Source organism: Labrenzia sp. ATLA3 (assembly GCF_057180185.1).
In genome coordinates, this window is the sequence record NZ_JBXUKV010000002.1 from 468,882 (window position 1) to 488,222 (window position 19,341).

The 19,341-nt window shown below is 60.9% G+C and carries 17 protein-coding genes; 9 read left to right on the forward strand and 8 right to left on the reverse strand.

Annotated features, from left to right (window positions below; all coding sequences use genetic code 11):
* Window positions 1–84 precede the first annotated feature (84 nt).
* From AC2A6O_RS06650 to AC2A6O_RS06660, 3 genes are all read left to right on the forward strand, one after another.
* Window positions 85–498 carry a VOC family protein gene (locus AC2A6O_RS06650; protein ID WP_498926228.1) on the forward strand — a complete coding sequence of 138 codons (414 nt, stop codon included), beginning with the start codon at window positions 85–87 and terminating at the stop codon, window positions 496–498.
* Window positions 495–1,442 (forward strand): 2-hydroxyacid dehydrogenase, encoded by a 948-nt coding sequence (locus AC2A6O_RS06655; protein WP_498926229.1) that lies wholly within the window; start codon window positions 495–497, stop codon window positions 1,440–1,442. The genes AC2A6O_RS06650 and AC2A6O_RS06655 overlap by 4 nt, the downstream gene beginning before the upstream one ends.
* Before the next feature lie 86 nt (window positions 1,443–1,528).
* Window positions 1,529–2,347 (forward strand): sugar phosphate isomerase/epimerase family protein, encoded by an 819-nt coding sequence (locus AC2A6O_RS06660; protein ID WP_498926230.1) that lies wholly within the window; start codon window positions 1,529–1,531, stop codon window positions 2,345–2,347.
* Between the two features lie 126 nt (window positions 2,348–2,473).
* On the opposite strand, the gene gnd is transcribed toward AC2A6O_RS06660, so the two are convergent.
* The gene (gene gnd, locus AC2A6O_RS06665; RefSeq protein ID WP_498926231.1) at window positions 2,474–3,898 is read right to left on the reverse strand and encodes an NADP-dependent phosphogluconate dehydrogenase; all 1,425 of its coding nucleotides are present in this window, start codon (window positions 3,896–3,898) and stop codon (window positions 2,474–2,476) included.
* 102 nt (window positions 3,899–4,000) lie between these two features.
* Window positions 4,001–4,840 (reverse strand): LysR family transcriptional regulator, encoded by an 840-nt coding sequence (locus tag AC2A6O_RS06670; protein ID WP_498926232.1) that lies wholly within the window; start codon window positions 4,838–4,840, stop codon window positions 4,001–4,003.
* Between the two features lie 103 nt (window positions 4,841–4,943).
* Between AC2A6O_RS06670 and AC2A6O_RS06675 the strand changes: the two genes are divergently transcribed.
* The 3 genes from AC2A6O_RS06675 to AC2A6O_RS06685 all read left to right on the forward strand — a co-directional run bounded on the left by AC2A6O_RS06675 (window position 4,944) and on the right by AC2A6O_RS06685 (window position 8,989).
* Window positions 4,944–5,864, forward strand: a complete 921-nt coding sequence (locus AC2A6O_RS06675; RefSeq protein ID WP_498926233.1) for an MBL fold metallo-hydrolase — start codon at window positions 4,944–4,946, stop codon at window positions 5,862–5,864.
* Between the two features lie 187 nt (window positions 5,865–6,051).
* The gene (locus tag AC2A6O_RS06680; protein ID WP_498926234.1) at window positions 6,052–7,032 is read left to right on the forward strand and encodes an ABC transporter substrate-binding protein; all 981 of its coding nucleotides are present in this window, start codon (window positions 6,052–6,054) and stop codon (window positions 7,030–7,032) included.
* A gap of 256 nt (window positions 7,033–7,288) precedes the next feature.
* Window positions 7,289–8,989: an ABC transporter permease gene (locus AC2A6O_RS06685; RefSeq protein WP_498926235.1), complete on the forward strand. Its 1,701-nt coding sequence runs from the start codon at window positions 7,289–7,291 to the stop codon at window positions 8,987–8,989.
* 73 nt (window positions 8,990–9,062) lie between these two features.
* Here the strand turns inward: AC2A6O_RS06685 and AC2A6O_RS06690 are convergent, their stop codons facing one another.
* A complete protein-coding gene (locus tag AC2A6O_RS06690) occupies window positions 9,063–10,109 on the reverse strand; it encodes an ABC transporter ATP-binding protein (RefSeq protein ID WP_498926236.1) in 1,047 nt (348 codons plus the stop codon).
* Window positions 10,110–10,164: 55 nt separating this feature from the next.
* Window positions 10,165–11,082, reverse strand: a complete 918-nt coding sequence (locus AC2A6O_RS06695; protein WP_498926237.1) for a phosphotransferase — start codon at window positions 11,080–11,082, stop codon at window positions 10,165–10,167.
* Window positions 11,083–11,308: 226 nt separating this feature from the next.
* On the opposite strand from AC2A6O_RS06695, the gene AC2A6O_RS06700 reads away from it, so the two are divergent.
* Together AC2A6O_RS06700 and AC2A6O_RS06705 are read left to right on the forward strand one after the other, a co-directional pair.
* Complete coding sequence (locus AC2A6O_RS06700) at window positions 11,309–12,886, forward strand: trimethylamine methyltransferase family protein (protein ID WP_498926238.1); 1,578 nt, start codon at window positions 11,309–11,311, stop codon at window positions 12,884–12,886.
* A gap of 66 nt (window positions 12,887–12,952) precedes the next feature.
* Window positions 12,953–15,388 carry a GcvT family protein gene (locus AC2A6O_RS06705; protein WP_498926239.1) on the forward strand — a complete coding sequence of 812 codons (2,436 nt, stop codon included), beginning with the start codon at window positions 12,953–12,955 and terminating at the stop codon, window positions 15,386–15,388.
* A 341-nt stretch (window positions 15,389–15,729) separates the two neighbouring features.
* On the opposite strand, the gene AC2A6O_RS06710 is transcribed toward AC2A6O_RS06705, so the two are convergent.
* Together AC2A6O_RS06710 and AC2A6O_RS06715 are read right to left on the reverse strand one after the other, a co-directional pair.
* Window positions 15,730–16,038 carry a hypothetical protein gene (locus AC2A6O_RS06710; protein ID WP_148582877.1) on the reverse strand — a complete coding sequence of 103 codons (309 nt, stop codon included), beginning with the start codon at window positions 16,036–16,038 and terminating at the stop codon, window positions 15,730–15,732.
* A 122-nt stretch (window positions 16,039–16,160) separates the two neighbouring features.
* Window positions 16,161–17,063 (reverse strand): LysR family transcriptional regulator, encoded by a 903-nt coding sequence (locus tag AC2A6O_RS06715; RefSeq protein WP_498926240.1) that lies wholly within the window; start codon window positions 17,061–17,063, stop codon window positions 16,161–16,163.
* Between the two features lie 168 nt (window positions 17,064–17,231).
* On the opposite strand from AC2A6O_RS06715, the gene AC2A6O_RS06720 reads away from it, so the two are divergent.
* Entirely contained in the window at window positions 17,232–17,360 is a 129-nt protein-coding gene (locus AC2A6O_RS06720; protein ID WP_286192545.1) for a hypothetical protein, read from the forward strand.
* Window positions 17,361–17,438: 78 nt separating this feature from the next.
* Here AC2A6O_RS06720 and AC2A6O_RS06725 read toward each other — a convergent pair whose 3' ends face one another.
* Together AC2A6O_RS06725 and AC2A6O_RS06730 are read right to left on the reverse strand one after the other, a co-directional pair.
* The gene (locus AC2A6O_RS06725) at window positions 17,439–18,266 is read right to left on the reverse strand and encodes a phosphate/phosphite/phosphonate ABC transporter substrate-binding protein (protein ID WP_498926241.1); all 828 of its coding nucleotides are present in this window, start codon (window positions 18,264–18,266) and stop codon (window positions 17,439–17,441) included.
* Window positions 18,263–19,198: a fatty acid desaturase gene (locus AC2A6O_RS06730; RefSeq protein ID WP_498926242.1), complete on the reverse strand. Its 936-nt coding sequence runs from the start codon at window positions 19,196–19,198 to the stop codon at window positions 18,263–18,265. The genes AC2A6O_RS06725 and AC2A6O_RS06730 overlap by 4 nt, the downstream gene beginning before the upstream one ends.
* Between the last annotated feature and the right edge of the window lie 143 nt (window positions 19,199–19,341).

Consider the following 19,341-nt stretch of genomic DNA (forward strand, 5'->3'; position numbering starts at 1 on the left):
TTCCTTCGCTCAGAAGCAAAAAAACATCTTAAATGTTTTGGACAGGATCTGCTACTCAACACAGGTTTTCAAAGGAGCCGATTGATGCAACCCTGTTTCCATCTTGCCTATCACGTAACCGATCTGGACGAAGCCCGAGCTTTCTACGGCGGCCTGCTGGGCTGCAAGGAGGGTCGCAGCACGGACACCTGGGTCGATTTCAATTTCTTCGGTCACCAGGTTTCGCTCCATCTCGGCAAACCTTTCGAGACGTCCAACACAGGCAAGGTTGGGGATCACATGGTGCCGATGCCGCATCTGGGGGTGGTGCTGGACATGGAGACCTGGAAGGCGCTTGCGCAAAAACTGACAGACGCTAACCTCGCCTTCGTCATCGCCCCGACCGTCCGGTTCGAGGGCCAGCCCGGCGAGCAGAGCACCATGTTTTTCAGAGACCCTTCCGGCAACCCCATCGAAATAAAAGGCTTTGCAGATGAAGCCGGGGTTTTTGCCGCATGAGGCCGGTTGTTCCTTTCGTGTCTTCCGCCAGTCCCGATGAGCGCCAGGCCTGGCGCGAGGCCCTGCCGCAGGCACTTGACGGCATCGCCGACGTCAAGCCGTTCGAGGACCTGACGGACGACGAACGCACCGCTGCGCGGGTTGCCATTGTCGCCAATCCCGATCCCGCCAATGTGGCAGCTCTTCCCAATCTGGTCTGGGTGCAAAGCCTGTGGGCCGGCGTGGAGCGCCTGATGGGCGAACTTCCTGCGGACGGCCCGAAGATCGTCCGCCTGACCGATCCGCAAATGGCGGAAACCATGTCGGAAGCAGTTCTCGCCTGGACGCTTTACCTGCACAGGGGCATGCCCCGATATGTCGCCCAGCAGCGGCAGAAGATCTGGCAGGATCATGAACTCAAGCGTCCCCAGGAGCGCACGGTCGGCATCCTGGGTCTTGGCAAGCTCGGCGCAGCGGCCGCCTTGCGGATGAAAGCCAACAGCTTCAACGTGATAGGCTGGAGCCGAACCGAAAAGTCGATTGACGGTATTGCATGCCGCCATGGCCGAGACGGGCTTCTGGAAGTTCTCGGCAAATCGGATTTTATCGTACTGCTGATGCCGCTGACAGATGAGACCCGTGGCTTGCTCGGTCGGGACGAACTAAGCGCCTGCAAAAAGGGCTCTTCCATCATCAACTTCGCCCGTGGCCCGATTATCGACAAGGCCGCTCTCCTCGACGCACTGGATCAGGGCCCGCTCGGCCACGCCGTTCTCGACGTCTTCGATGTAGAGCCCTTGCCGCCCTCTAGTCGGCTTTGGGACCATGCGAAAGTCACCGTACTGCCGCATATTTCCGCGCCGACCATCATCAGCACCGCCTCCGGGATCGTTGCCGGCAATATCGGCCGGTATTTTGAAGACGGCACAATTCCCCCGGCAGTCGACCGGGACCGTGGATACTGACATTTGATCCGGCCGCCGTCGCAATAGTGTCAAGGATCGGGCTCTATTCAGGCGGCAACCGTTTCGTCTTCTTCAAAAGGTGTTTGATGACCGACCTCCCCATTCTCGGTGCCGCGCTGACAGTCGACACACTGGAAACACACCGCAAGCTGATGCTGGAAAAACCGCGGGATCTGGAGTTACAGGACTTCTGGCCAGCGGAAGTCCTCAACGGCGACTGGAAGCCGATTGTCGAAAAGGCCAGGAAGCTGCTGGATGGCCATCAGGGCCGTGTGGGCATTCATGGCCCTTTCTTCGGCTTCACCGTGGACAGCATGGATGTGGATGTGCGCGAGATCGTGCGCAAACGCCTGTTGCAGGGGCTGGAAGTCTGTGAAGCCCTGGGCGGCACCCACATGGTGGTGCACAGCCCCTATACGACCTGGGACTACAACAACCTCGACAATTATGAAAATGCCCGGCAGCGCAAGATAGAGCTCTGCCACCTGACCATGGCGGACGCCGTCAAGCGCGCCGAAGACATCGGCTGCGAACTCGTTATCGAGAATATCGAGGACAAGGACCCCTATGCCCGGATAGTCCTGGCCGAGAGCTTCGGCTCGGATGCGGTGAAAATCTCGATCGACACTGGCCACGCGCATTATGCCCACGGCACGACCGGCGCCCCGCCGGTCGATCAATACGTCAAGGCCGCCAGCAACCGTCTGCGCCACATTCACCTGCAGGACGCGGATGGCTACGCCGACCGCCACTGGACGCTTGGGCAGGGCACCATCAACTGGCACTCAGTGTTCGATGCGCTGTCCAAACTCGACAGCGACCCGCGCCTGATCATCGAACTGCGCGACCACTCCGGCCTGCCGGCATCGATCGCCAACATGGCAAAGCTGGGGCTAGCGCAGTAGCCGCGAAGACACCACGGCCGGACGGCGCATATCAGTGCGCCGTCATTCCGGAAAAGCGCGGTGCAAGGTGCACTTCTCCGAAAGGACGCCCAGGCGTAAGCCCGGGCACACAATTTCTGATGAACGTCAGCCCATCGCCCAGGGGCCATGGTATCCACCACCGGCCTTGTCGGTGCGCTCGAAACCATGGGCTCCGAAGAAATCGCGTTGACCCTGGAGCATATTGGCGGTGGACCGGCCGGTGCGCATGATGTCGAAATAGGACAGCGCTGCCGAAAGCGCCGGCACCGGCAAGCCGTGCAACGCGGACTGGGCAACAACCTGGCGCAGCATTGCTTCGGTTTGCTTCAGCTTTTCCGAGAAGAACGGCGCCAGCATCAGGTTGCGTTCGGCATTGTCGGAAAGTGCAGACGCCATGTCGTTCAGCATGGAAGAGCGGATGATGCAGCCGTTGCGCCAGATCCTGGCGATTTCCGGCAGAGGCATTGCCCAGCCATATTGTTTGGCCGCTTCCAGGATTAGGCCGAAACCCTGCGCGTAACAGATGATCTTGCCGGCAACGAGCGCAGCTTCCAGAGCATCGATCGTCACCGCCTCCCGGTCCATGCCGCTCGGTGCCGCACCAAATTCGGCTTCGCCTTCCTCGCGTTCAGCATACCGCGCGGACATGTTGCGCGCGGCAACCGCCGCCTCGATGGCGCTTGCCGGGGTGCCCAGCATCAGGGCCTCGATAGCCGTCCAGCGGCCGGTGCCCTTCTGGCCCGCCTTGTCCAGGATGATGTCGAGCATCGGTTTGCCGGTCTCCGGATCCGCCGTCTTGGCAACCTTTCCGGAAATCTCGATCAGGTAGGACTGCAGGATGCCGCCGTTCCACTTCTCGAAGACATCCCCGATCTCCGACGACGACATGCCGAACCCGTCGCGCATGACACCGTACACCTCGGCAATCATCTGCATGTCGGCATATTCGATGCCGTTGTGGACGGTCTTTACCAGATGGCCTGCACCCGCTTCGCCGAGATAAGCCGCGCAGGGCGTGTCCTCGTGCTTGGCGGAGATTGCTTCCAGAATGTGTCCGACCTGGTCCCAGGCGTCTTTCGCGCCGCCGCCCATGATGGACGGACCAAAGCGCGCGCCTTCTTCACCGCCGGATACGCCGATGCCCATGAAGCGCGGGCCCTTCTCGGCAGCATCCGCCGCCCGGCGGTTGGTGTCGTGGTAATTGGCATTGCCCGCATCGATGATGAGATCGCCGGCATCGAGCAGCGGCCGCAGGGCCTCGATCTGCGCATCGACCGCGTCGCCAGCCGGCACCATCAGGATGACGGCACGCGGGGTCTTGATGGCAGCTACAAACTCTTCCAGCGTCTTGGTCGGCACCAGTTTCGGCGCGAGTTCCCCGGCCTTTGCAATGAACTGGTCGGTCTTTTCCGTGGTCCGGTTGAACACCGCGATCTGAAAGCCATGTTCGGCGATATTGAGCGCCAGGTTGCCGCCCATGGTACCGAGACCGATCAGGCCGATTTCCGCGGCCGCGCCGTTTGAGCTCATGAACATGCCTTTCATAAATCGATTAATGTCTGGTGGGGCGGTGATAGCCGACAAGCTGCTGAACGGCAATGTCTGGATGGGGCAAGATCGCGTAAAATCCGATCAGCCGAAAGCACTTGCCAGATGATCCACCAGCAGTCGAACGCGCTTGGGGATGAACCGTCGTGACGGCAGGACCGCAAAGAGCGGCAGCTCCGGCAGATCGACCGGACACGGAGCCTTCCTGATATGCCCATCCGCCAGGGATTCGACACACATCGATTTCGGCAAGATACCCGCCACACTGCCTTTCAATACAAGGGCTCGCGCAAGCTGCAGGTTTCGCGTCCTGTAAAGAGGCACGCCCCCCTCTTTGCCTGCCTGCATCAGAATTTCTGCAGGATCGATCACCCGTCCTGACGTCAGCAAGTCGTCGAACGTCGCCCCTTCCAACAGATCCGGACAGGCGACAAGGACCATGGGACTGGACGCAATCTTTCGGACGATGACACTCTCCGATGCAACCCGGTTTCCGCGAAGGGCGAAGTCGAACCGCTCTGCGGTCAGATCCACAGGGCGATCACTGACATGCACGTCAATCTGAACGTCCGGAAACCGTTCGTTGAAGCTGGCCATCGCCTCTGCCAGAACATCCAGCGGCAGGTCGACCGGCACGGACACACGCACGATCCCTTGCGGTGCCTGCGCCGACTTCAGCTGTTCGCCAGCCTCCTCCAGAGCCCGCAAAGCCGGCTGAACCTTTTCCCGGTAGGCCTCGCCCTCCACCGTCAGCCGCACCTGCCTGGTCGTGCGCCGGAACAAGGCAACACCCAGCTCCTCCTCCAATGTCTTGATACGAGCCGTGACCGTCGACCTCGGCAGATCAAGCTGACGCGCGGCAGCGGCAAAACTGCCAAGACTGGCGACTTCGACAAAGGTTTCCAGATGTGCAAGCGTTGTCATTGAGCGATAATTTCAGCCAGAGTGTTCACGTTTAAACAGCTACACTGAATAATAGTATCGGTCTACCTCCTGTGCACCATCAACGGCACCAAGAGGCAATCCCATGAAACGGCGCAGTTTTCTGAAATCAGCTTGCACCATGACGCTGGCTGCTCCGGCAATCTTTACCGTAGTTTCGGCCGCCCCCGCACAGACCACAACAAAGTCTCCCCGGCTCGACATCACCTGGCTTGGCGGTGCAACCATGCTGATCGAATGCGGTGACCTCACCCTCCTGACCGACCCGGCCTTTGGCGTAGGTAAGCAGGCGTTCCGCATGGGAGATCCCAACAAGATGTTCGATCTCGCCAAGGGACCCGATGTGGTGCCGCACGAACGGCTGACCCCGTTTCGCGGTGTCGATCTTTCCAGGGTGGATCAAGTTGTCCTGTCCCACTTGCACGAAGATCATTTCGACCAGAAGGCGGAAAGCGCAATTGCCCCGGACATGCCGTTTCTCGTTCCCTCTCATGACCGGGAACGCCTTGCCGCAAAAGGCTTCACGCAGGTTCAGGTGGCCGACTGGCTGAAACCTCACATGATCACCAGGGGTGACGTCACCCTCACACTGACCGCTCTGCCTGCCGAACATTCGGAAAATCCTGAGATTGCCGCCCTGCTTGGTCCCGGCAACGGTTACTGGCTGGAGATACGAAAGGGCGACTGGGCAAAGTCGGTCTATTGGACCGGCGACACTTTCCCGACGCCAAATGTGCTCGACGCGCTCGAAGGCTTCGGGTCACCGGACGTGTTCATTCCCCATCTTGGCGGCGTCGGCACTTCAGGACCTCTTGGGCAGATCAGCATGGGCGCCGGTCATGCCGCCGTCTTCGTGGATCGGCTCCGGCCGGGCAAGGTGCTGCCGGTCCATCACTCCACCTACGCGCTCTATCTCGAACCTGTCACCAGCCTTCCGGCAGCACTTGCCGGCAAAACCCAGGGGCTGGATCTTGTGTCGGAAGGCACCTGCGCGAGCTACACCTGACCTTGAAAGCAACCGGCTGCCGGCCTCACCAACAGGGCATCGGTAGCCACGCAGCACACGGCGGGCTAAATTTAGCCGGCTAATTTACCCATAAAAATAGCGGCTGGCCGAATAAAACTGTCATGTAGAGCTGATAGGCGATCTTCATCCGCAACCCTTTTGCTGCTCTGTGCAAAGGATCTGTCACATGAAAAAGCTTCTGATTGCAGCCGGTCTTCTGGCCGCGGCATCCGCCTCTGCCTACGCCGAAGATGTTACCGGCAAGCTCGTGCTCTACACCTCGCAGCCGAACGCCGACGCGCAGGCGACCGTCGATGCCTTCACCGCGGCCCATCCGGGTGTTGAAGTCGAATGGGTGCGCGATGGCACCACCAAGATCATGGCGAAGCTGCTGGCCGAATTCGAAGCCGGTGCACCGAAGCCGGACGTGCTGCTGATCGCTGATATGGTGACCATGGAAAGTCTGAAGCAGGAAGGCCGCCTGATGGCCCATGAGGCGGCTGATGTTTCCGCCTACGATCCGGCGATCATGGACAAGGACAAGACCTACTTCTCCACCAAGCTGATCACCACCGGCATCATGTACAACACCAATGCGCCGATGAAGCCGACGTCCTACAAGGACCTGTTGAAGCCGGAAGCCAAGGATAAGCTGGCCATGCCGTCGCCGCTGACCTCCGGCGCCGCGACCATCCACATGACCGCGCTGACCTCCAACCCGGACCTCGGCTGGACCTATTATGAAGGCCTCGCGGACCAGGGCGCTAACCCGCAGGGCGGCAACGGCGGTGTCTACAAGGCGATTGCCGGCGGCGAGAAACTCTACGGCTTCGTCGTCGACTTTCTGCCGATCCGTGAAAAGGTAAAAGGTGCCCCGGTTGAGTTTGTCTTCCCGGAAGAAGGCGTTTCCGCCGTCACCGAACCGGTCGCGATCCTCTCCACCGCGCAGAACCCGGATGCGGCCAAGGCATTCGTCGACTTCCTGATCTCCGAAGACGGTCAGAAGCTTGCTGCCTCTCAAGGCTATCTGCCGGCCCACCCGGGCGTCCCGGCCCCGGAAGGCTTCCCGGCCCGCGACCAGATCAAGCTCATGAAGTTCGATCCGGCCGAAGCCCTGAAACAGGACCAGGCCAACAAGATGAAGTTCTCCGAGATCTTCGGCGGATAAGGCTGTCTACGCAAAACAAGTTCGGCTGCGCGGTACTCGTTTCCCGCGCGGCCTTCCATTCTTTTCACGTCATTCCGGACAAATGCAGCTCTGCTGCCTGCTGATCCGGAATCCAGAAATCAGCATGAGCAAAGCGAATAATTTTCCGTTTGGAATTTGGCCGCGCCTCCAGCGCGAAGTGTGTCTGGATTCCGGATCAGCGTTCGACTGCGTCTCGCTTGTTCGGAATGACGGCGGGAAGCAACGGTAAATCCCTGTGCAGCTATCAAAGCTTTCCGAAAAGACCACCCTCCTCGCACTCGTTCTCGGCGCAACGCTGATCTGCGGCCTGCCGTTGCTGCTCTTGTTCAAGACCGGACTGACGAGCGAGCACGGCCTGAACGTCGGCCCGCTTTTGGAGGCGCTGCAAAGCCGGTCAGTCTTGCGCGCCTTGTGGCACTCAATCGAGAGCAGCTTCTGGTCTGCAGTTGCCGCAACCGTGCTCGGCACCCTGCTCGCTCTGCTCATCGGCCTCACCGACATACGTGCCAAGGGGCTACTGGTCTTTCTGATCCTGCTGCCGATGATGATCCCGCCGCATGTCACGGCAATTGCCTGGATCCAGGCACTTGGCCCGGGCAGCCCGGTGCTGCGATGGCTCGGGCTGGCACCGGAACTCGGCTCCACGCATCCGCTTTATTCCCGCGAAGGCCTTGTCCTGCTGCTGACCCTGCAACACAGCCCGCTGGTGTTCCTGCTGGTGCGCGCAGCGCTCCGGTCTTTCCCGCGCGAACTGTCGGACGCAGCTCGTGTTTCCGGCGCCGGGAGCCTGTTGATGCTGCGCCGGATCACCCTGCCGCTTCTGGCCCCCTCGCTGCTGGCCGGGTTCGCTCTGGCTTTTGTGGCCGCGCTCGGCAACTTCGGCATCAACGCGCTGATCGGCATTCCGGCGCGCTACACCACCTTGCCCGTTCTGGTCTGGCGCAGGCTGGCAAGCTTCGGGCCGGACGTGCTGCCCAATGTGGCGGTGATTTCGGTCATTCTCTCAACCGTTGCCCTCGCAGCCATTCTTTTGCAAGGCGTCCTGCAGCGGCGCATGCGCACCAGCCTTATCGGCCTGCCGCAGGACCCGCTGGCGATTTCGCTTGGCGGCAAGCGTCCCCTTGTCGAAGTTGCGCTCTGGCTGTTCGTCGCCTTCGTGCTGCTGCTGCCGACGGCCTCGCTGCTGGCAACGTCCCTGGTGCGCACCTACGGCCTGCCGCTTTCGGCCGAAACCTTCACATTCGAAAACTTCACCGAAGTGCTCTGGCGCCAGTCGGTTACCCTGCGCGCCTTCGCCAACTCCACGATCATCGCCGCATCGGCCGCACTTGCCATTGCCTGCGTCAGCCTGTTCCTGGCCTATTTCCTCGCCCATCGGAAACGGGCCCATCGGAACTGGGCAAACCTTGCACTCACACAATCGGAAATCGCGTTTGCGGTTCCCGGCCTGGTGATGTCGATTGCATTCATCCTGGCGTTTATCCGACCTTTGCCGGTCCTGAATATCTCGCTCTACGGCACGCTCTGGATCATTCTGCTGGCCTATATCTCCGTCTTCCTGGCCGTCGGCCTCAAACCGGTCACGGCCGCCTTCCTGCAGATGGACGGTTCGCTGGAGGATGCTGCGCGGGTGGCCGGGGCCGGTTTCTTCCGGCGCATGACGCGGATCTTCACCCCGCTCGCAGCTCCGGCAGCGGCCTCCGGAGCCATCCTCGTGTTCCTGACCGCGTACAACGAAGTCACGGTCTCCGCCCTGCTCTGGTCCACAGGCAACGAAACCATCGGCACCACAATCTTCAACTATGAGGACGGCGGCTACACCACCTTAGCCGCCGCGATGTCGGTAATCGTCGTGGCGGCAACGATTTTCATCATGCTGGCAATGAACGCCCTTGCGAAGCGGGTGCCCGTCGGAACAATCCCCTGGAAAGATTGAGCGCGTTTCAACCTCTCGTCATCCCGGTTTGGCATCGCCAAGACCGGGCCGGGAGGACGACAACGAACAAGACTCACTCCGGCAGCACCCAGCCCCGCAGGATCGCAAGCCGAAGAACCTCGCCCGGCTCCGCCTTGCGGGGGAGCATCATGAGAAGAGGCTGTGAAAGACCATCGAGACGGACAAAGACCTCCCAATACCCGCCCCGGTAGATCGTTCGCTCAACCGTTGCCTTGAAGCCGGACGCCCCCGTCGCCAGCACCAGATGCTCCGGCCGAAGCAGCAGTGTTGCGGAACCAGGCAACAGGTGATGCGGGCAATCGATGACCGCGGAAATCCTGCCGAAGCGCACATGTGCCTCACCGCCTTCCACCTGTGTGACGTCCACGGGTATCAGCGTGCTGCGGCCGATGAAACCGGCGACCTTTTTCGAATTCGGCCGGCGGTAAAGCGTGTCGGGGTCCGCCACCTGCAGGATGCTCCCGTCCCACATCACGGCCACCTTGTCGGCAAGGGCCATCGCCTCGCGTTGATCGTGGGTGATGAACAGGGTTGTCGCGCCGCTCGCCCTGTGGAAGGCCGCCAGTTCCTCTTCCATCGCGCTGCGCAGATGCGGGTCGAGATTGGCGAGTGGTTCGTCCATCAAAACGGTACGCGCATCTTGTGCAAGGCACCGTGCCAGCGCCACCCGCTGGCGTTGTCCGCCGGAAAGTTCCGCCGGTTTACGCTGGCCGTAAGGTGTCAGGGCAACCGTTTCCAGACACTCCGCCACACGGGCGGCCACCGCGCCCCGCTTTCCGCCTGCCGTCTCCAGCGGAAAGGCGACATTGCCCGCAACATTCATATGCGGCCACAGCGCATAGGACTGAAACACCACCCCCACCTGGCGCTGCTCGGGTGGCAGATGCAGGCCCTTGCCGGCAACAGCCTGCCCACCGAGCGTGATCTCACCCGCATCGACAGGCTCCAGTCCGGCAATGGCACGCAGCAAGGTCGACTTGCCGCACCCGGAGGGGCCAAGCACGACAAAGAACGTGCCGTCCTCAATGGAAAGCGACACATTGTTCAGCGCCTTATGCGCACCGAAGGACTTGGAAACGGAAGCAAGCTGGATGGACATGCCTCCCGTTAGCGCTCTCCCATGACAGATTGATTACAAGCGCTGCGAACGCCCGTCATCGTCCGCGCAAACGCAACAGCAGGTCGACTTCCTCTTCCAGCGCACGACCATAGGCGCGTGCAGCCGGAGCGTTGGAATGCATCAGGGTTTCATGCCGGAACAGGCAATAGGCCGCCAGGCACCAGTGATAGGCGCTACGTTCCTTCAGGAAATGCTTGACCGTCTCCTGAACCGGGTAGCGCATCAGAAACATTTCTTCTGCATGGGCAACCAGCGGATGAAGGCCATAGAGCGTTGCAAGACCGGGTGAGACGAAACAGGCGATATCCTCCACGGGATCGCCAAGACCGGCAAATTGCCAGTCGATCAGCCGCGCACCGTCTCCTGTTGCCAGGATCGTGCCGAGACAAAAACTGCGATGAACGAGCGACCGCTTGATCTCGCGTTTTTCGACCGCGGTGTCGGCAGGGCGCAGGCGTTTCAGGTTGGCTGCCTTGCGGCTGTCGGGAATGAGCGCCAGCATGGCATCGCCCCGCGCCAGCACTTCATGATACCCGGCCGGAAAGGTCTGGTGTCCCGCAATCGGTTCGCCTAACGCGGCAAACCGCCCAATCAGTTCAGCCGCCTCGCCGACATCGATCTCATTGTCGATCGGGGTCGGATAGCCATAGATCAAGAGCGGCGTATTCGCCGGGCTGCTGGTAAAAGCTTCCAGTTCCGGCGAAAGGCGATGGCGGAACAACACGGCAAGGGCATCGGCCTCCTGACGCGGCAAGGTCGGATAAAGCGGGTTGTCCTCGTTTTCGGGAAAAAACTCCTTGATGACGTAGCTTCGCCCCGGCGTGTCGAGGCGCCAGAACCGAGAGGTATAGGCAACTGGCAACGGCCGCAGCCGCGCTGCCGCCCAGTCCTTCACCGGCAGCAGCGTTTTCAAATAGGCCAGAAGGTCTGTATCCGACAGCGACAGGTGCACGAAGGGGTCCCTTCAAAAAATCTCCTTGTTCTGATCGCCGTGAAGGCCCTTTCCGTCAAGCCCCGTTTGATCCGCAAGGGCTGATGAGCCAGACACCGGACGCCGATGTCGGAGTTGTAGCACTGGCCGTCGTTCTGAGACCGCCCGCCGAAAGCGCCGTCTCAAGTAACGTCGGATGGAATGGCACCGGACCGCACTCCGGCTTTCAGGAACATGGGCGGACGACATGACGCATGACATCGAAACGGCCCCGCTTGCCGAGACGACCCCGGCACGGCGTGGGCGGCGGCGCAGGGGTGGCGACAAGGCCGGACCGGATCTCTTCCCGCAAAAGCCGTTCAAGCAGCCCCGACATATCTTCAAGCCACTGGAGGCCGTTTCCGCTGATGAACTGGAGGCGATCCACGACGCATCCATGCGCGTTCTGGAAGAGATCGGGATCGACTTCCTGCACGAGGAAGCCAGGCAGATCCTGAAAGACGCCGGTGCCGACATCACACCGGGTGCAGACCGTGTGCGCATGGACCGCGCGATGGTGGAAGAGCTTGTTTCAAAGGCGCCGGCCGAATTCACGATCCGCGCCCGCAACCGGGCACATGATCTGCACGTGGGCGGCGACGCCCTTGCCTTTTCCTGCGTTGCCAGCGCGCCCAACGCCGTCGACCGCGACCATGGCCGCCGACCTGGCAACCAGGAGGACTACCGCAACTTCCTGAAGCTGTCGCAGTTCTTCAACATCATTCACTGCATCATGGGTTATCCGGTCGAACCGGTCGATATCCACGCCTCGGTGCGCCATCTCGACTGCGTTGCCGACATGCTGCGGCTCACCGACAAGGTCTATCACATCTATTCACTCGGCAAGGAGCGCAACCTCGACGGACTGGAGCTGACCCGGATCGGCTATGGCCTCACGCGGGAGGAATTCGTCGAGACCCCATGCGTGGCAACGGTCATCAACACCTCCTCGCCGCTGCGGCTCGACACGCCGATGCTGCAGGGCCTGATCGAAATGGCCAGGGCCGGCCAGGTCTCCATCGTCACGCCCTTCACCCTCGCCGGAGCCATGGCGCCCGTAACAGTGGCCGGTGCACTGACCTTGCAGAACGCAGAAGCTCTTGTCGGGATCGCCTTCGCTCAGCTTGTCCGGGCAGGCGCACCAGTGGTCTATGGCGGCTTTACCTCCAACGTCGACATGAAATCCGGCGCGCCCGCCTTCGGCACGCCGGAGTATATGAAAGCGGCCATCGTCGGCGGCCAGCTTGCCCGGCGCTACCATCTTCCCTACCGCTCGTCAGGTGTTTGCGCGGCCAACACCGTCGACTATCAGGCGGCGCTGGAAACCACCTTGTCGGAATGGGGCGCGATCAATGGCGGTGCCCATATCATCAAACATGCCGCCGGCTGGCTGGAAGGCGGATTGAGCGCCGGGTTCGAGAAATTCATCACCGACATCGACCTGCTGCAGAAGATCGCCGAATACCTGACGCCGCTTGACGTCTCCGAAGCCGCGCTCGCGGTCGATGCGATCCGCGAGGTCGGGCCTGCGGGCCACTTCTTCGGCACCCAGCACACCCAGGACCGCTACAAGGACGCTTTCTACGCCCCCATCGTTTCCGACTGGCGCAACTACGAGACCTGGGCAGAGGCCGGCAGCCCGACCGCCTACGACAAGGCGAACAGGCTCTACAAGAAGGCTCTGGAAGCCTACGAGCCACCGCCGCTCGATCCCGCCATCGATGAGGAAATCGCAGCCTTTGTCGAAAGGCGAAAGGCCGAGGGCGGCGCCCCCACCGACTTCTGATCATTTCATGTCCAACGATTGAACACGGCCTGCCGTGCAAGAGCAGGCGCTTCCGGAGCAGATTGCATGAATACCCACACTCAGGTTGTTGTCATTGGCGGTGGCGTTGTCGGCTGCAGCGTTCTGTATCACCTGACCAAGCTCGGCTGGAAAGACGTGACGCTGATCGAACGTGACGAACTGACTTCCGGGTCGTCCTGGCACGCGGCCGGCGGTTTTCATACCCTCAACGGCGACCCGAACGTTGCCCAGCTGCAGAGCTACACCGTCGATCTCTACAAGGAGCTGGAGGAAATTTCCGGCCAGTCCTGCAGCCTGCACCTCACCGGCGGCGTGATGCTGGCCGACACGCCCGAGCGCATGGACTTCCTGCGTCTGGCCCAGGCCAAAGGCCGCTATCTCGGCATGGATCTGGAGCTGATTTCCGTTTCCGAAGCCAAGAAGATGTTCCCGCTTCTGGACGAGAAACACTTCATCGGAGCGCTCTGGGACCCGATCGAAGGCCATCTCGACCCCTCCGGCACCACCCATGCCTATGCCAAGGCCGCCCGCGTCAACGGCGCGACCGTGCTGCGCCACACCAAGGTAGAAGACCTGGTGCAGACGCCCGACGGCACCTGGGATGTCATCACCAACCAGGGCACCATCCATGCCGAACATGTGGTCAACGCCGGTGGCCTGTGGGCACGCGAATGCGGGCGCATGGTCGGTTTGGAGTTACCGGTGCTCGCCATGGAACACATGTACCTCCTGACCGACGAGATGGAGGAAGTGACGTCCCACAACGAAGCCACCGGCAAGGAACTGATCGGCGTGCTGGATTTCGGCGGCGAGATCTACACCCGCCAGGAAGGCAAGGGCGTGCTGCTCGGCACCTATGAGCAGAACTGCCGTCCGTGGAGCCCGCGCCAGACCCCCTGGAACTTCGGCCATGAACTGCTGGCGCCGGATCTCGACCGGATCGCGCCTGAACTGGAAGTCGGCTTCGAGCATTTCCCAGCCCTGCAGAAAGCCGGCATCAAGCAGATCATCAACGGCCCCTTCACCTTCGCCCCGGACGGCAACCCGCTGGTCGGCCCTGTGCGTGGCCTGCGGAACTACTGGGTCGCCTGTGGTGTCATGGCCGGGTTCAGCCAGGGCGGCGGTGTCGGCCTGACGCTGGCCAACTGGATGATCAACGGCGACCCCGGCTACGACATCTGGGGCATGGATGTTGCCCGCTATGGCACCTGGGCAACGCTCTCCTATACCAATGCCAAGGTGCAGGAGAACTACCGCCGCCGGTTCCGGATCCGGTTCCCGAACGAGGAGCTGCCCGCAGGACGCCCGCACCAGACCACACCGCTTTACGACAGGATGCTGGCGCAAGGCGCCGTCATGGGCGACAGCTGGGGCCTGGAAACCCCGCTGTGGTTCGCTCCGGATGGCGTGGAAGCCAGCGACGTCGTTTCCTATCACCGCTCCAACGATTTTGAGCATATCGGTACCGAGTGCCGGGCCGTGCGCGAGAGTGTCGGCGTGACCGAAACCGCCAACTTCGCCAAATACGAGATCACCGGGCCAGGCGCGGAGAGCTTCCTGTCGCTGATGATGACCAACACCATGCCGAAGGTCGGCCGCCTCATCCTGACACCAATGTTGAACGAGAACGGCAAGCTGATCGGCGACTTCACCATCGCCCGGGCCAGCGCGCAAAAATTCTTCATGTGGGGCTCGTCCCAGGCCGAGATCTATCACATGCGCTGGTTCGAGAAACACCTGCCTGAGGATGGCTCGGTGACGATCCGCGCAATCAATCTCGGCTGGGTTGGTCTCTCCATCGCCGGGCCGAATTCGCGCAAGGTTCTTGAGAAGGTTACCGGCGAGGATGTCTCGGGCGAAGCCTTCCGCTTCATGGACTTCCGCGAAATGGACGTCGCCAATGCGCCCTGCAAGGTCAACCGCATCACCTACACGGGCGACCTCGGCTACGAGATCTGGATGGCACCGGAGTATCAGCGCCAGGTCTATGATGCCGTGATGACGGCAGGGGCCGAATTCAACATCGTCAACTTCGGCATGCGCGCCCTGCTCTGCCTCAGGCTGGAAAAGAACTTCGGCACCTGGTTCCGCGAATTCCGCCCGATCTATGGTCCTTTCGAAGCCGATCTCGGCCGCTTCGTGAAGCTGTCCAAGGGGGCTTTCATCGGCAAGGACGCGGCCCAGAAGGAATTCGACGAAGGACCGAAGCGCCTGCGCGTCAGCTTCGTGGTCGACGCGTCGGACGCCGACGTCATGGGCGATGAGCCCGTCTGGCACGACGGCAAGGTAATCGGCTGGGTGACTTCCGGCGGCTATGCCCACTACCTGCGCAAATCCCTTGCCCAAGGCTACATTCCGGCGGACCTGGCAACAAACACACAGGAAGGTGCTTTCGAGATCGAAATCCTCGGCGAACGCCGCAAGGCCACGATCATCAGCGAGCCGCTGTTCGACCCGAAAGCCGAACGCATGCGCATGTGAGCGCTTGGTCTGGCCGGGCAACCCTGCCCTGCCTCACTCCGCCCCGGTGTACATCCTGCCGGAACACAGGCTGAAGTCTGTCAATGATTTGCGTACTTGGGACAATCCAACATTGCCCGAGACGTCCTGAGCCTCGTCCTCACGATCTCATCGCGTGGAGGCGCATTGCGCCATATCGAAGGATGGGCGGCAAACGCCCGTTCAATTGGCCATCCTTGGATTCGGGCTTCCAGCCCTCTTCAGGATGAGGCTCTCAGGGGATGGCGCAGACCTGCCGTGTGGCAGCGGCAAACCGACGGGACGAGCCTAACAGACCACACTCACAGACCGGCTCTCGACGTTTACTTCAGCCGAATGATTTTCGCACCGAGCGCCCGCGCGTAGTCGCTCTGGTTGGCGAACATCATCACGTTGGTTTCGGTCACTTCGGTCTGCTTCAGTTCCAGCGGCGTCTTGCCGCCCGGATTGACGATCACCTTGCGGGTCGGCGGCAGGCCGCGGAAGACCAGCACACCGGCTTCCTTGGTGACGATGGCACCGTAGGGTTCGTCATGGACAATGCGCGTCGTGCCGCTTTCGGCCTGTGCCGCGGCCCCAAGGGCGATGCTCATGCCGGCCGCAGCCAGCAGGGTTTTGCAGAAAGAATGCATGACACGTCTCGCTGTTAACGCTTCATTTACCATGAATCGTAACCGCTCGTTAACTTTTGCGCCAGAGCTTCTGCGGGTTTGTCCCGTAAAACGGCATTTATGGTTAACGCACGCGACGACCGTCAGGCAGAGACGCCGTGGCTGAGATCCTTGAAGCTATCGGCGACATGCTTGGCAAAAGCGTGCGTAGCCTTTCCCGCGTGGGCTCGTTCGGCCATCAGGATGTGGTAGTCGCCGATCTCCGGCAGGCCATGCCGTTCGTCCAGCGCCATCAAGGGGGCTTCAACAACGCTTGCCGGAAAGGGAGCTACCGCAAGGTCTGCCAGCAGCGCGGCTTCCTGACCGGCGCTGTGAAAGCTTGTGTAGGACACACGATAGGGCTTCTGGGCATCGTCCAGCGCAACCCGTGCGGCCCTGCGCCAGGGGCACCCGGGCGTGGAAACGGCAAGCGGCAGCGGATCGCGCTCATAAGCGATTCCGCCTTCCAGCCCCACCCAGACCAGAGGCTCGGTAAAGACGATTTCCCCGCCCCGCGCCAGCGCAGTGCCTGGACGGGCGGTAAAGAGCGCCAGGTCCAGCTCTCCTTTTTTCACCTTCTCATCCAGCATCGGACTGCCTTCCAGATGCACATCCACATTCACACCGGGGTGGGAGCGCGCAAAGCGCGACAGGATGTTGGGCAGAAACCTTGTGCCGAAATCCGACGGCGCCCCGAACCGCACCTCACCTTCCACCTCTGGAGATAGAAACAGGGAGACAGCTTCCTCGTTCAGCATCAGGATTCGCCGGGCATATCCCAGCAAAGCCTCGCCCTCCGGAGTCATACGTACTGTGCGCCCTTCGCGTGCAAAAACCGCGACACCGAGCATCGTTTCAAGTTTTTTGATCTGCATTGACACTGCCGAAGGCGTGCGCCCTACAAGATCGGAAGCCTTTGAAAAACTTGACGTTTCCGCAATCACCAGAAAGGTCCGGTAAAGGTCCAGATCGATAAGTGGCATGCCGCTGCCGGGCAGCTTTTCCATAGCGTTGGTATTCCGGTGCTTCAGATCAATTTTTTTGAACGAATGGATGAATACTATTCGATTGATTGAACTGCAAGACCCGCCCATACAGCAGGCAAGCGGCCTCGTCTTCAGGCAGTGGCCCGCGCTTTCTTGATACAACCGAACCAACTCAGGATTGGCAACGCCATGACCTATCTCGCACAAGCCCTCGGCGCTACTCTCATGGGTGTCGTCCATGGACTCTCCCCGGCAGAACTGGCTCGCATGAACCGGGCCCTGCAACAGCGCGAAGCCCAGAAGCCGAAGACACGCTGATCTGACGATCGGATTGAGTGTCGTTTGTCGGCCAAAGGCCGGCAATCAGGCATCGGTCCCAGGTATCGGAAACCAGCGTCAAGCCAGCTCGGGATAGCCGCGTTCGGTTGCCTCGGCTTCCATGTGCAAGATCACCGAATAATCGTCCGCAGACAGTTTTGAAAAGCCGTGAATGCCAAGGCGTTCGCGGCTTTTTTGCGTTTCAGGTGCGGTGAACACCTCGGCAACGGCCTCGGCAATACGGCCGTGTTCCGCATCGCTGAAGCGGCGGGACGTGATCAGCGGCAATCCCGGTGCGGATGCGGTTCGTGCTAGCGGGCGAACTTGCGCTGCCAATTCTGGCACCTCCCGGCAAGACAGATCCCAGCAGATTGCGTCAATGGAGGCAATGTCGGCCTTGCCGTCTGCAACAGCCTTCAACGATGCCAGATGGCTGCCGCTCTCACTCACATCTGAAAAGAAGCACCCGCCGTTTTCAATCTGCGCCACCGCATGACGAAAGGCGTTCATGCCCGACTGACTGTCCGGACCGTTGAAGACCGCCCGCTTTCCGCGCAAGTCTTCCAGGGTCTGATGTGCGCTGTCGCGCTTGACGATAAGCTGGCTGCAATAGCGCGGGCCATCACATCCTTCGGCATCATAATGCGGCGTCCCAACCAGCCTGACCTTGCCTGAAAGCGCATGGGTCAACGGGTAGCCGCAGGTTTGCGACAGGAGAAGATCCGGATCTGTCCAGGCCTCCACAAGGCTCCTCCCTTCTGGCCAGGGCCGGATGTTGTGCTCGGTCAGATTCAATGCACGGCAAAGCGCGTTCTGAAGCGCACCTTCAAGAGCCCGCGTCGCGTCGCGCACTTCCGGCCAGTCATACATCGGCAGCCGGACGGCGAGAAAAGAACGCCCGCTCAAGACACCGCCTTTTCCGCGACGGGAAAGGCGCTTGTTTCCTTGTGTTTGATCGGGTGCACGACGGGCTCCTTCACCTTGAAAAGATATTGTCTGGCCAACTGGAAGTAGCTGGAAAAGACATAGCCGCCGTTCCGCTCGTGCCATTGGGTTCGCGCAGCCCGATAAAGCGACGGCAGACGATACCAGGGCGCACGCGGGTTGGCATGGTGAACGACATGGAGATTATTGTTCAAAAACAGAAGCGAGAACACCGGGCAGAACTCGACGATGATGGATCGCGCTTCCGCCTTCTCATGCGCCCGGTGCTCCGCATAGGTGCGCAGCATCAAGAGGCTCATCCCCGGATAGGCGACACCAAGGACGTAAAGCCAGAGCGGCATGCCGCCGACCAGAGTGACAAAGGAGACCACCGGCAGCAGACCGGCGGCATGATGCGCCCAGGCTCGCATGACCGCCCTGTCCCCCGCCAGCATCATCCGGATTTCCGCCCCGACGAAACCGGTCACGGAAACCGCCGGACCGATCAGCAACCTGCCGATCAGCGTGTTGTTGATCGTCAGCACCAGTTGGATCGGACGCGGGAGCTTCTGCCAGTCAGCCCAGGCAAGATAGAAGCTTTCCGGGTCGTCATAGGGGTCCGTCAGCCGGTCGTTGTTGTGATGGCGAAGGTGAAGAGACTTGAAGCGGCGATACGGCACGCACAGGCCGAAGGAACAGTAGACAAGGGCCTCGTTGAGCCCTGGCCTGCGCGTTGGGTGTCCGTGCAGCACCTCATGCTGCAAAGAGGATTGCAGAGTGACCAGGATCGCCCCCAAGGGGCAGACCACCAAAGGACCAAGCTCGGAATAGAACCCGATCACCAAAACCCAGGCCAACGAGGTGGCCAGAACAAGGGCCAGTGTCGGCCACTCGCAGAATGTCGCGCGCGGCAAGGAAATCTCCAAATGTTTGAAAAATCGGCGCAAACCGAATCGAACAACTCAACTGTGCGCGCTGGGTATCGTCAGAACAATTTGAGACTTGGGAACAAATTCTACGTTATTTCTCAAATTCATCATCATGTTCTTAATTGTAA

What these genes read in the sequence shown, in the direction of transcription:
- AC2A6O_RS06650 (WP_498926228.1), top strand. Translation starts at nt 85, where the DNA reads ATGCAACCCTGTTTCCATCTTGCCTATCACGTAACCGATCTGGACGAA.
- AC2A6O_RS06655 (WP_498926229.1), top strand. Translation starts at nt 495, where the DNA reads ATGAGGCCGGTTGTTCCTTTCGTGTCTTCCGCCAGTCCCGATGAGCGC.
- AC2A6O_RS06660 (WP_498926230.1), top strand. Translation starts at nt 1,529, where the DNA reads ATGACCGACCTCCCCATTCTCGGTGCCGCGCTGACAGTCGACACACTG.
- gnd (WP_498926231.1), bottom strand. Translation starts at nt 3,898, where the DNA reads ATGAGCTCAAACGGCGCGGCCGCGGAAATCGGCCTGATCGGTCTCGGT.
- AC2A6O_RS06670 (WP_498926232.1), bottom strand. Translation starts at nt 4,840, where the DNA reads ATGACAACGCTTGCACATCTGGAAACCTTTGTCGAAGTCGCCAGTCTT.
- AC2A6O_RS06675 (WP_498926233.1), top strand. Translation starts at nt 4,944, where the DNA reads ATGAAACGGCGCAGTTTTCTGAAATCAGCTTGCACCATGACGCTGGCT.
- AC2A6O_RS06680 (WP_498926234.1), top strand. Translation starts at nt 6,052, where the DNA reads ATGAAAAAGCTTCTGATTGCAGCCGGTCTTCTGGCCGCGGCATCCGCC.
- AC2A6O_RS06690 (WP_498926236.1), bottom strand. Translation starts at nt 10,109, where the DNA reads ATGTCCATCCAGCTTGCTTCCGTTTCCAAGTCCTTCGGTGCGCATAAG.
- AC2A6O_RS06700 (WP_498926238.1), top strand. Translation starts at nt 11,309, where the DNA reads ATGACGCATGACATCGAAACGGCCCCGCTTGCCGAGACGACCCCGGCA.
- AC2A6O_RS06705 (WP_498926239.1), top strand. Translation starts at nt 12,953, where the DNA reads ATGAATACCCACACTCAGGTTGTTGTCATTGGCGGTGGCGTTGTCGGC.
- AC2A6O_RS06710 (WP_148582877.1), bottom strand. Translation starts at nt 16,038, where the DNA reads ATGCATTCTTTCTGCAAAACCCTGCTGGCTGCGGCCGGCATGAGCATC.
- AC2A6O_RS06715 (WP_498926240.1), bottom strand. Translation starts at nt 17,063, where the DNA reads ATGGAAAAGCTGCCCGGCAGCGGCATGCCACTTATCGATCTGGACCTT.
- AC2A6O_RS06720 (WP_286192545.1), top strand. Translation starts at nt 17,232, where the DNA reads ATGACCTATCTCGCACAAGCCCTCGGCGCTACTCTCATGGGTGTCGTC.